Source organism: Runella sp. CRIBMP (assembly GCF_009905605.1).
Taxonomy (GTDB): domain Bacteria; phylum Bacteroidota; class Bacteroidia; order Cytophagales; family Spirosomataceae; genus Runella.
On the sequence record NZ_JAAAKZ010000001.1, the window covers coordinates 1,064,569 to 1,077,229 of the forward strand.

The window sequence follows — 12,661 nt, forward strand, 5'->3', positions numbered from 1 at the left end:
CCAAACGCCAGAATAAAAGTGCTATTAATCTAAAAATAGGTTGTTTTTAGGATTCGTAAGAGAAAAAAAAACAGTTTAAAAGAGGGATAAATCCTATTTTAGCCCAATTTTAGTGGATTTTTGCTTCTTCAAACTTTTGCCAATTCTCTATAAATATTCTTTTCTGAGTATTGTTTTTAATCTTACTTTCTCCATATTTTACATCTTTGTTGCAAAAGTTGGCAAAATTGGCTCTATCTTGTTTTTGTACAAATATTTACCTTGTTAGTATAATTTACACCCTTTTTCTTCCATAAAAAATGGTTAATGTTAAAAAATATAAAATTTTATTTGGTGATTTAATAAAAACGCATTAATTTTGAATCCGTAAAAAGTACAACAACACCAAGTGAATTATTCAACCACCTAAAATCATACATGTCAATGGCAAAGGCTAAATTAGAGTACATCTGGTTGGACGGCTACAAGCCCACCCAAAGTTTGCGTAGTAAAACCAAAATTGAGAACGATTTCTCAGGTAAATTGGAAGATTGCGATATGTGGTCGTTTGATGGTTCTTCAACAGAGCAAGCACCAGGCGGTTCGTCTGATTGTTTATTGAAGCCCGTTTTTATCTGCCCCGATCCAGAGCGTTCAAAATTAGGTACGCCTGCTTATTTGGTGATGTGCGAAGTGCTAAACTCCGATGGTACTCCACATGAGTCTAATGGCCGAGCTACTATCGAAGATGGTGACAATGATTTTTGGTTTGGATTTGAGCAAGAGTATTTCTTATGGAATCTCGAAACTAATAAACCCCTGGGCTTCCCTGCCAACGGTTACCCTGCTCCACAAGGTCCATACTATTGCTCAGTAGGTGCTCAAAACGCCTTTGGACGTGACATCATCGAAGAGCATCTTGAGTATTGTCTTCAGGCGGGTTTGAACGTGGAAGGTATCAATGCCGAGGTAGCAACAGGACAGTGGGAGTTCCAAATTTTCGCTAAAGGTGCCCAGGAAGCAGGTGACCAAATCTGGGTAGCGCGTTATTTGTTGGAGCGTATGGGTGAAAAATACGGCGTAGGTATCAACTGGCACTGTAAGCCGCTCGGTGCTACCGACTGGAACGGTTCGGGTATGCACGCCAACTTCTCAAACACTATTTTGAGAACTGCAGGTAATAAAGAAACTTTCGATAAAATTTGTCAAGCGTTTGCGCCAGTAGTAGCTGAGCACATCGCAGTGTATGGTGCGGATAACCACCTACGTTTAACTGGTAAGCACGAAACACAATCAATTGACCAATTCTCTTACGGTGTATCTGATCGTGGAGCATCTATTCGTATCCCAATTGTAGCGGTAAAAAGAGGCTGGAAGGGATATTTGGAAGATCGTCGTCCCAACTCGGCTGCCGATCCTTATAAAGTAGCGGCTCGCATTATCAAGACCGTTAAAGGCGTGAAAATCTGATTTTTGGAATACATAGCACTAAAAAACCCCGTCTTTGGCGGGGTTTTTTGTTGTAAAGATTTCAATTTATAGGAATGTTTTTGTGGGTTTTTGATGTCTCTTTTTGTTGTTGTGATATAAAATTAGATTTGTACAATTACTTAATTTTACGTATTAAATTTTGATTAATTTTTCTTTGCGGCTCAGCCGCTAAATTTTATTTTCTTTAAAACCGCTGAAAACAGGCAGAAAAACTTGTTTTTTTTTCTTTTCTTTAAGGGAAATTTTAATTTATCGCGTTTCTAACAGCGTTATCTTACCCTATATGCCCCAACTGATTGAATTAAGTACCTTTGGTGACCCCAACGGAAAGCTTACTGTATTTGAGAAAATTCTTCCTGGTGACATTAAAAGAGCCTTTTATATCTACGGAGTTCCTCCAGAGGAGCAAAGGGCCAAACACGGACATAAAAAAACATGGAACGCCCTTATTCCAGTAGCTGGAAGTTGCCGAATCATTGTTACTTCGAAAGATGGTGAGCAGACTTTTTATTTAAATCAACCCGCCCAGTGTTTGATCATTCAGCCTGGAGATTGGCACATCATGGACGAGTTTTCATCGGATGCTATTTTACTGGTGTTGTCAAACGAATACTACGATAAAGAAGACTACGTATACCAAAAACCATGATACCTCACCTAGACCTAAAGCAAATCAATCGGCCGTATCAGGCTGAAATTGCCGAAGCTATGCAAAGAGTGGCGGAGTCGGGATGGTATGTGTTGGGTAGAGAGGTCGCTTCTTTTGAACAAAATTGGGCTGCTTATTGTGGTGTTTCGCATTGTATTGGGGTTGCTAATGGCCTCAATGCGTTGGAATTGATATTTAAAGCCTTCGATTTTCCCGAGGGAAGTGAGGTGATTGTGCCAGCCAATACCTACATTGCGTCGATACTTTCGGTAACGAGTTTGGGGCTAAAACCCGTCTGGGTAGAGCCTGACCCAAAAACGTTTAATATTGACCCCAAAAAAATTGAGCGAAAAATTACCCCGAAAACCAAGGCTATTTTGGCCGTGCATCTGTACGGAAAATGCTGCACGATGAAGCCCATTTGGGAGCTTGCTCAAACCTATGATTTGAAAATTATTGAAGATGCCGCCCAAGCCCATGGAGCGACTTACGCAGGACTGAAAGCGGGAAATTTGTCGGATGCTGCTGCTTTTAGCTTTTACCCAACCAAAAATTTGGGCGCTTTGGGAGACGCTGGCGCTGTGACTACAAATAATGCTGAATTGGCGCGCAAAATATCAAGCCTGCGCAACTATGGCTCTACCGTCAAGTATTACAACGACCACGTGGGCACCAATAGTCGATTGGATGAATTGCAGGCGGCGATTTTGAACGTAAAGTTGGGGCATTTGGATGCCGAAAACATACGCCGCCGAGAATTGGCCCGTTATTTTCTGGCTGAAATCAAAAATCCTGATTTAATACTGCCAAACGCGAAAACGCTGTACGAAGACGCTTGGCACCTTTTTGTGGTGAGACATCCTAAAAGAGAAGAATTTATCGACTATTTAATGGACAATGGCATTCAGGCCACGGTTCATTATCCCGTTCCACCTCATAAACAAAGAGCTTACGCTGAATATAATCACTTAAGTTTGCCCATTACGGAGCAAATTCACAATGAAGTGGTGAGTCTGCCGCTTCATCCTGCGCTGACCAACGAAGAGGCCGCGTATATTGTTCAAACCATCAATCAATCCGTTCTTCAATCTCATGCTACTGTCGGTTATTATTCCGGTATATAATAGTGCCCGGACCATCGGCAGGCTTGTTGAACATGTACTGGAAACGTTGGACAAAAATACCCTTGAAATTATTTTGGTCAACGATTGTAGCCGCGACGACTCCGAAAAGGTCTGTGCAGAGTTGGCGCGCCGTTTTGAGCAAGTTAAGTTCATCTCGCTTCGTCGAAACTTTGGGGAGTTTAATGCGGTTATGTGTGGGCTAAACCATGCTTCGGGAGATTACTGTGTGATGATTGACGATGATTTTCAGAATCCTCCTTCCGAAATTCTGAAGTTAATGACCACTGCCCAAGACCATCAATATGATGTTGTTTTTTCGTTTTATGGTCAAAAACAACATTCATTGTTTCGAAATTTTGGCAGTATGCTCGTCAATCGCCTTACTACTTGGCTTTTGGAAAAACCCAAGGACCTGTATTTGTCGAGCTTCAAACTTATCTCGAAGCCAGTCGTGCAAGAAATCATCAAGTACAAAGGGCCTTATCCTTATATCGACGGATTGATTTTCCGCGTAACGCGCAACGTGGGGCGGGTGCAGGTATCTCATAACAAACGCGAAGATGGGCAGTCGGGCTATACACTACGAAAACTGACGTCTTTGTTTCTGACAATTTTGTTTGGTTATTCCCTCAAACCCCTGCGGCTGCTCACGGCGGCGGGTTTATTGTTTATGGGATTGTCATTTGTTTCGGCGTTGGTTGATGTAATACTTTATGCGTTTCATGCGCAGTTTTTTATCCTTAATTCTGCCCTTATTTTACTGATTTTTTTTAGCGGAATGATTTTGACGGCTTTGGGGGTGGTGGGAGAATACATTGGCCGGATTTACATGGCTCAAAGCGGGCTGCCGCAGTATATCGAGAAAAGCGTTTATAAATAGTAAATGCCAAAAACATATTTTCCGAACTAGTGATATTTTTTTGAACCCATGATAGGTAAATACGACGAATATAAACGGATGTATGATGCGGAACGCCATTTGTGGTGGTACCGAGTTTTGCACCATAAGGTAACAATGAGTATTAAAAAGCATTTCCCAAACCGCCCTGATATTTCAATTCTTGATGCTGGCTGTGGCACTGGAGGAATGCTGATGCACTTGCTTGAGCAGGGGTTTTCTACTATTGAAGGGTTTGATTTTTCGGAAGATGGCGTTGCTTTTTCGCAAATGAGAGGTTTGGCAGTGACCCATCATGACCTCACAAAAATTGCGGACTACAAGCCTGGGAAGCAATTTGATGTTATCATCTGCAACGATGTTTTTACCTATTTCAGCGATGCCGTAATTCAGGAAATCGTAATGGGTATTCGTACTAAACTTAAACCGGGGGGGATTTTTATTACAAACAATAATTCCCACGAGGCTTTTTCGGGAATACATGATATTGTGGTAGGCGGCCAAAAACGTTTTATCAAAGAGGATTTGGAAAGATTGGTAGATAGGGCAGGCTTATCTATTTCTTATTGGACTTACTGGAGTTTTTTCCTTTCCCCCCTGATTATGGCGGTTCGGGCGTGGCAACGTTTTCAGTTGCGTCGGGGATGGATAGATTTGTCAAAACAAGCTTCTGATGTGGCAGTACCTCCTTTTTTTATTAATATTCCCCTTTATTGGCTTGTCAAGCTGGAAGAGGCGGTTTTGCCCCGGGCATCGTTCGGGAGCTCCCTTTTTACAGTAATGAAGCCTGCCGGTCAGGTAAAGGAGTAAGATAAATGCATAAAATTAAAACAATTAATTGGCTTTTAGTAGGGCTGATGGTGGGGGTGTTTCTGCTTAGATGGAGCAACATGACTCCTCGAGAGCCTAATATTGATACAAGTACGTGGTTGGCGGGGGTTATTTCGATTGATAAATCCTCGGACCCGATTTGGACTTGGCTCAATTACACCGACGGTCGCCCCCTCACGGTTGTGCCGTTGCTCATAGCCAATGCGCTTGGGTTTGACGCCACTTACCCCGTGGCCGAAGGAGTCGGGATTATTTGTTGGTTGTTTACTCTCGTTATTTTATATCAAACACTTCGTCGGCTTTCTCTATCAGCTTTACAAGCGTTGACGGTGATATTGCCGTTGCTGACTTGGCTGGGAACCACCGCCTACCACGACCATCTTGCCTATAACTCAGAAGCCGTCAGTGTATTGATGCTTACAGCGGGCATCAGTGCGTACGTATATGCGTTTCATCGGCGAGATCTACCCACGGTCAATCGTCAACTTTCGTTTATGTTTTGGCTGGGTTTGGGAATTGGATTGGGCTTGCTGGTCTACGCTAAGTTTCAAAATGTGCCAATGGGCTTGGTGATTGCCGCTTTTCTTGCCTACGAACTTATCATCAAAAAAGCTTGGAAAAGCCTGGGTTGGCTGGTAGTAGGAGGGTTTATGCCCACGGTAGTCATCAACGTTTATTTTGCCCTGCGCGGAGAGCTAGATGCGTTCTGGAACAACTACTTTTGGTATTATTTTTATTATGGTTATTCGGACGAATTTTCTAAACTGCCAGTATGGAAACGCTTTAGCCCTTGGCGGGCTGGGAGTTTGATGTGGCAAAGTTATGCCATTCGTTTTGTGTTTGGCGGGTGGTGTTTGGCGGTGCTTGTCGGTTTTCTCGGCACCGCGAAAAAAGTGATTCTAGACCGTTCCAACCGCCTGTTGTTGTTTGCGGCCACTTTTTTGTTCGTCACTTTTTACGCCATCTTACAATCTGGAAATCCGTACACGCACTACACGCTCTTTCTGCCGATGCCGCTTACCTTTCTCATCGGGGTACTTTTGAGCCGTCCTTCAGCAAGTCAATGGAGCTCGCTGAAAAATTGGGTATATGGAATTATATTGGTAAGTGCCATAGGACAGGGGATTTTTAACCTTACCAAACGCCAACCCTTGGAACGGCTTAGGTATGATGAGATTGACCAACAGGTGGTGAAAATTATTAAAGCAAATACCCAGCCTACTGACCATTTGGTTATTTGGGGTTATGCAGATCGGTTTTACATTTACACTGGATTACCGATGGGCTACCGTTCGCCGTATACCATCGGAATTTATTGGCCCAGCGCCCTTCATGACACGCGGGTGAAAGACTTTTTGGCGGATATGAAACAAAATCAACCCGTCATTTTTATGGATTTGAACGGGAGTTTGATAAATACGGAAGGAAAAACCGAGCACCAACATGAGTATTTCCCGCCGATTGCTAATTTTGTAAAACAACATTATCAACTGATAGCCCAAGTAAATGATGGTTCGCCAAAGGGCGTGCGGATTTATAAACGAAAGTAAAAATGAACGAAAAAAGCACCGAATTTTTGTATACCTACCTCAACAATGCTTCACCCACTGGTTTTGAATCGTCGGGACAGCAAATTTGGTTGGATTATTTAAAACCCTACATTGATGATTATTTTGTGGATACCTACGGAACCGCCGTGGGTGTCATCAATGAAGGGAAACCCTATAAGGTCGTGATTGAAGCCCACTCCGACGAGATTTCGTGGTTTGTCAATTATATCTCCGACGACGGCTATATTTATGTAATCCGTAACGGGGGCTCTGATGCCGTCATTGCGCCTTCCATGCGGGTTAATTTACACACCAAAAAAGGTGTTGTCAAAGGCGTTTTTGGCTGGCCGGCCATCCACGTGCGCGAACTCGCCAAAGATACCGCTCCTAAAGTGGCTGACCTGACGATTGACGTAGGCGCAACTACGAAGCAGGAAGTGCTTGACATGGGGATTCATGTCGGAACGGTGGCTACTTTCTCGGATGGTCTGTTTGAATTGAACAACCGCTATTTTGTAGGACGGGCGTTGGACAACCGCATTGGTGGATTTATGATTGCGGAAGTGGCTCGCTTGTTGGACGAAAACGCCATCAATCTGCCTTTTACGCTTTACATTGTCAACTCGGTACAGGAAGAAATTGGCCTGCGCGGCGCGGAGATGATTGTGCGTCGTCTGAAACCTGACTTGGCCATTTGTACTGACGTAACGCACGATACCCAATCGCCGATGTATAAGAAAAAAGAGCAAGGGGATTTGAAATGCGGAAGCGGCCCAGTGTTGTGCTACGGTCCAGCGGTGCAAAACAACGTATTGGATATGCTGATTCAAGTAGCTGAAGAGAAAAAGATTCCGTTTCAGCGCCAAGCCGTCAGCCGTTCTACTGGAACAGATACCGATGCTTTTGCGTACGCAACGGAAGGGGTGGCTTCGGCTTTAATTTCACTTCCGCTCAAATACATGCACACTACCGTTGAAACGGTTCATAAAGAGGACGTGCAGAATGTCATTAACCTCATGTACGAAGTGTTGGTGCAATTGAAAGGAGATGAGGATTTTAGATACTTGAAGTAAGTAATGATAGTTTTAAAAATAATGGTTTTTATTCAGCAAAGTGCCCGTTTAAGGCACTTTGTTTTTTTTAGCCTATAAAGTTTTGCTCAAAGCTCTTCCCATTCTCTTAATTGCATCCCTGAATTTGAGCTTTAAATACGCTACCAGCTTCGGCCTGAAACCCTGGGTTTAGTTCAATGGCTGCCCCTGCCTGATAAACAACATTCGCTCCGCTTTGAATGAGGTTGGCGGCTTGGATGGTTTGTCCTGCTTGAATCGTTAGGGGCGCTCCGCTTATTAGGATTTGGGTCAACGTGCGGGCGGGTGGGCAAGGATCCGTGACGGTAAACTCACGCTCGGCAAACGCGCCGTTGGTGGTATAAGTCCCCGCCTGAACGGCTCGCACCCTTACTGTGCCTTCTTGCCCAGTAAGCGTGATGAGGTTTCCATTGGAAAGGGTGGCGGGCCCGCTTACCACAAAATACTTGATGGCAAACCCCGAAGAAGCAGTGGCATTGAGCGTAAAAGCAGGTGAGGTGATTAGCTTGGGCGGGACAGAATCCAGCGTAACCGTTTGTTGAATAATGGGCCGCGTGACGTTGAAAGTCCGCTCCACAATCGGGGCTTGATTATAGTTAGTGAGAGTGCTTCCGTGTTGAGCAGCCCGAATTGTTACTTGTCCGGGTTTTCCCGTTAAAGTGACGGTTGAGCCGCCTATGGTTGCGGGGCCCGAAACCAAGTAGTAGGAAACAGGCAACGTAGAACTTGCGGTAGCATTTAGGGCAAACGCCGAAGCCGTCGTTAGTTTGTCGGGGATAGCGGGGAAGGTAATGGATTGTTGTAAACCCACACAATTGAGGTTAATGTCTTTGGTATAAGTTGTTGATAACCCCTGCTGGTCGGTGACGATGAGATAAATCCGAATCCAGTACGTGGCCACTCCCTTTTCGCACTCCAAAGAAGGGAGAGAGATGTTTTGGTTGTTGTTGGTGTAGGTTGTGTAAAGGTGCTCGTGGTCATTGTGAGCGAGCATGATTTTCCAGACGTACGTAAGTTGGGCGCTGTCGGTGTGGTCGTCGGAGGCAAAGGCGCTGAGGGTGATAGGGTATGCGGCATTGGCCGCAATAGAATTCAGCGCGTGAATACTGCTGCTATCGATAACGGGAGGGGTGTTGTTGAGGCTTACATAGAGAGAATCGTAGCCTTTTTCGCCGTTAGGGTCGGTCACGGTGAGTTTTACTTTGTAAGATGTTTGCCCCGCATTCGTAAAAACGTGGTGAGGGGCAAGGGTGGTTTCTACGGGGCTACCATCGCCAAAATTCCACTGATAAGTAATCGTTTGGTTGTCGGGGTCGTAGGAGTCTAGCGCCGAGAAAGCCGTGATGAAAGGGCTGCTGCCCGCCGTGGTATCAGCTTTAATTTTGGCAATGGGTGGTTGATTGTTGGGGGAATAGCGCATTCGACGAATTTGCTGACCCCCATAAGAAACGTAGTAAATGGTGCCTTCTATGGGGTGAATGGCCATAGATACCATACCTCCACTAATGTTATAATTGAAACGATTGACGTATTGGACATTGTAGTTCGCATCCAGTTTTACGTTATAGATGATACCGCTGGCATCACCCACAAAATAAGTGTTTTTGTACGCTGGAGGATAGGTATCTTTATTATAATACACACCAGCTACGGCTGAGTTGCCCTGCATGGGGTTGATGCCAGGTACCTGTGCACTGCCGATGTTAAATATAGTGTCATTTTTGATAGCGCGACCTGGCGTATTTTCAGGAGTGGTACGGTAGTCTATAATGGGTTTGATAGGATTGGCTGGCCAGTAAGCGGAGGGGCGGTTATGGGTTTTATTCATTCCTTCAATACGTGGCCAACCAAAGTTTTGCCCGCCTTCTACCACCATATTATATTCTTCTTTATCACCTTGCCCCACATCACCCACCAAAAAATCTCCAGGGTCGTCGGTGTGATTTCCGGTGAGGGGAATGTGCATGATTCGGAAAGGGTTTCGAAATCCGCTCGCCCAAACTCTGGACTGGGCGGTGCGTGGGCTGGCGGCGTTATAGTACGGATTGGAGGGTAGGCCGTCTCCCGTATTGGGGTCGATACGTAGGAGCTTACCGCAATGAGAGCTAAGGAGTTGAGAGCGATTCGCTCCGATGTTTTCGGCATTGGTCATTACGCCTGTGTTCAGACATTCCTGATAGGCGGTTTCGGGGTGTGAACCATTATCATCGTTGGAGTAATAAGCGCCGTCGCCCGTCGAAACGATGAGCGAATTGTCGGTTCCAAACACCAACGTACCCCCCATGTGCGATAGCTTTGTAATGGGTATGCCCGTGGAGTTGCTTTCGCCGATGAGGATTTTATTTAACGAACTACCATAATCGGTCGTTGGCAAAAGGGTTGGGTGATTTGGGTTGTTGGCTTTGAAGCGTTTGACCCTCCCAATGGCGGCATCTTCGCTGCTGCCCCCTACAATGTGACTTGAATAATACACATAAAAAAAGCCATTGGTAAAAAAATCAGGGTCTAACACAAAACCCAGCATTCCTCCGTCAAAATTACCTTTGACATCACCTCGAATATCGAGCATCAGCGACCATGAATAATTATCTTTATTTGTGTTGGGCAATACATATGGTAATACAAATACCCGTCCGTCTTTGGTCCACGCGAAAGTTCGTCCGTTAGTGTCAAAGGTGACTCCGACTATGGAAGCACTAATTCCATTGACTCCTTCATTTGGTAGCCAAATCCCCCTAAACGATTCATCTACAAAGCCAGATTGAACTTGTGCAGTACTGTTTAATGCAGAGATAAGCAGTATAACGATGAAAAATGCCGTTTTTTTTAATATATAATTCAGTCTCATTTTTGGAATTTCAGTTCAATGGCTACTTCGATATAGTTCTGATTGTCTTTGAAGGATAATATTAATTTAATAACGACAAAATTAGTTTAATGTTCGGATAGTTGTATACCGTACGATAAATGAGTTCAAATGAGGTATTTTACCGCTTTTGGATATTTTCATTTTTTTATAAAAGATAAGATTGTCTGGGTTTTGTTATATACGGGGAGAATAAACCATAAGTTTTCTGACTCGGGAATAAAACAAACGGCCTTCACCTGAAGGTACCCCAACTTTGTGGTGGGATGAAGATGAAGAGAAAACTCTGACTACGATGCTGTAAGGCATTTGTTACAATTTGATTACTTTTGTTAACGTGCGTTGTTAATGATAAAAACCATCAGAGTTGCCGCGCATAAACCCTTTCATTTCCAAACTAACCCTTTTGATTTCATGCTATTCCCCAAACACTATTTGGTGAGTGCAGTACTGACCTTTTCAGGTTTGACTGCGGTGTATGCCCAACCTTCCCCCACCAATTCGTTGTATAAACAAACGAGCGAAGTCCACCATTTGATGACCAATTATGCCGCCGATCGGGGCAGTCTGACGCGGTTTTACGTGGTCGAAAACTCCCCCGAACGCCGTCAGCGACTAGAAAAACTGACCAATGATTATCTGGGACAGCTCCAAAAAATGGACTTTGACAAATTACCCGTTGATAGCCAAGTGGATTATGTATTGTTTCAACGAAATTTACAGGTTGATATTCGAGAATTGGGTAAAGAAGCGGTCGAAGTGGGGCAGATTCAGCCTTGGTTCCCGTTTGCGGAGAAGATTTATGCGTTGGAGAAATCACGCCGACGCGGTGCGGCCGTCAACGGTGAGCAGATGGCTACCGAGTTTAATGCCCTTGGTCTGGAAATAGCTGAAGCGCGTAAAGCCGTGGCGAAAATGGACAAAATCGACCCAGTGTTGGCCGAGCGGGCCGCTGGCACCGCTACGGGACTGAAATCCGCCCTGAAAAGTGTCTTTGAGTTTTACAACGCCTACGACCCCAACTTTACGTGGTGGATGCCTGAGCCGTACAAAAAAGTGGATACGCTGTTGACGTCGTATGCTAATCTATTTGCAAAAAAAGCCAAGTCGGGCACTCCTTTCAAAGACGACGGTAGCGGTATCAATGGGGTAGCGGTAGGGCGCGATGAGCTCATTCGTCAGTTAGAATTTGAGTTTATTTCCTATACGCCCGAAGAACTCATCGATATTGCCAACAAAGAATTTGCGTGGTGCGACCGTGAATTACTGAAAGCCTCCCGTGAGATGGGCTTTGGCGATGATTGGAAAAAAGCGCAGGAAAAAGTCAAAAATTCCATGGTGCCGGTGGGCAAGCAGCCCGAAATGATTCTGCGGCTTTACAACGAATCGGTGTCATTTTTGAAACAAAAAGATTTGATTACCGTTCCGCCCATTGCCGAAGAAACCTGGCGCATGGCGATGATGTCGGCCGAGCGTCAGAAGTTTAGCCCGTTCTTTTTGGGCGGAGAAACAATTCTGATTTCATATCCCACGGCGGCCATGTCGCACGAAGACAAGCTGATGAGCATGCGCGGCAACAACCCGCATTTTTCGCGGGCCACGGTTCACCACGAGCTTATTGCGGGGCATCATTTACAGGGTTTTATGAACAACCGCTACAAAACCTATCGTCGTTTTCGCACGCCGTTCTGGACCGAAGGCTGGGCGTTGTATTGGGAGATGATTTTGTGGGATATGAACTTTCCTCAGTCGCCCGAAGACCGCGTCGGGATGTTGTTTTGGCGGATGCACCGCTGCGCCCGGATTATTTTCTCGCTCAACTACCACCTCGGTAAATGGACACCGCAGCAGTGTATTGACTTCCTCGTGGACCGCGTAGGCCATGAGCGCGCCAATGCCGAAGGGGAAGTGCGTCGGTCGTTTGTGGGCGGCTATGAGCCGTTGTATCAACTGGCCTACATGACGGGCGCGTTTCAGTTTTATGCGTTGAAGAAGGAATTGGTCGATACCAAAAAAATGACCTACAAGGAGTTTCACGACGCCGTGATGCAACAAAACTCCCTGCCCGTAGACATGGTTAGGGCCGTGATGACTAATAAGAAACTAAGCCGAGACTATAAGTCAAACTGGAAGTTTTATACGCCGCCGGTGGTGAAGTAGGGGGACGTAAATAGGGGTGGCT

General features: G+C 45.1%; 9 protein-coding genes. 8 read left to right on the forward strand and 1 reads right to left on the reverse strand.

Annotation, left to right across the window (positions count from 1 at the left end):
* The first annotated feature begins 423 nt into the window (after nt 1-423).
* The 7 genes from GVN20_RS04295 (at nt 424) to GVN20_RS04325 (ending at nt 7,595) form a co-directional block, all read left to right on the forward strand.
* Nucleotides 424-1,449: a glutamine synthetase beta-grasp domain-containing protein gene (locus GVN20_RS04295; RefSeq protein WP_166557126.1), complete on the forward strand. Its 1,026-nt coding sequence runs from the start codon at nt 424-426 to the stop codon at nt 1,447-1,449.
* 304 nt (nt 1,450-1,753) lie between these two features.
* Nucleotides 1,754-2,119, forward strand: a complete 366-nt coding sequence (locus GVN20_RS04300) for an FdtA/QdtA family cupin domain-containing protein (protein WP_166557127.1) — start codon at nt 1,754-1,756, stop codon at nt 2,117-2,119.
* The gene (locus GVN20_RS04305) at nt 2,116-3,243 is read left to right on the forward strand and encodes a DegT/DnrJ/EryC1/StrS aminotransferase family protein (RefSeq protein WP_166557128.1); all 1,128 of its coding nucleotides are present in this window, start codon (nt 2,116-2,118) and stop codon (nt 3,241-3,243) included. The genes GVN20_RS04300 and GVN20_RS04305 overlap by 4 nt, the downstream gene beginning before the upstream one ends.
* Entirely contained in the window at nt 3,212-4,123 is a 912-nt protein-coding gene (locus GVN20_RS04310) for a glycosyltransferase family 2 protein (protein ID WP_166557129.1), read from the forward strand. Before GVN20_RS04305 ends, GVN20_RS04310 begins: the two co-directional genes overlap by 32 nt.
* A 48-nt stretch (nt 4,124-4,171) precedes the next feature.
* The gene (locus GVN20_RS04315; RefSeq protein ID WP_166557130.1) at nt 4,172-4,951 is read left to right on the forward strand and encodes a class I SAM-dependent methyltransferase; all 780 of its coding nucleotides are present in this window, start codon (nt 4,172-4,174) and stop codon (nt 4,949-4,951) included.
* Between the two features lie 5 nt (nt 4,952-4,956).
* Nucleotides 4,957-6,522, forward strand: coding sequence for a hypothetical protein (locus GVN20_RS04320; RefSeq protein ID WP_166557131.1), 1,566 nt, complete (start codon nt 4,957-4,959; stop codon nt 6,520-6,522).
* 2 nt (nt 6,523-6,524) lie between these two features.
* A complete protein-coding gene (locus GVN20_RS04325) occupies nt 6,525-7,595 on the forward strand; it encodes a M42 family metallopeptidase (protein WP_114067103.1) in 1,071 nt (356 codons plus the stop codon).
* Nucleotides 7,596-7,701: 106 nt separating this feature from the next.
* On the opposite strand, the gene GVN20_RS04330 is transcribed toward GVN20_RS04325, so the two are convergent.
* Entirely contained in the window at nt 7,702-10,461 is a 2,760-nt protein-coding gene (locus GVN20_RS04330; protein ID WP_166557132.1) for a PQQ-dependent sugar dehydrogenase, read from the reverse strand.
* Nucleotides 10,462-10,893: 432 nt separating this feature from the next.
* Between GVN20_RS04330 and GVN20_RS04335 the strand changes: the two genes are divergently transcribed.
* Nucleotides 10,894-12,639, forward strand: coding sequence for a DUF885 family protein (locus GVN20_RS04335; protein ID WP_166557133.1), 1,746 nt, complete (start codon nt 10,894-10,896; stop codon nt 12,637-12,639).
* Nucleotides 12,640-12,661: the final 22 nt, after the last annotated feature.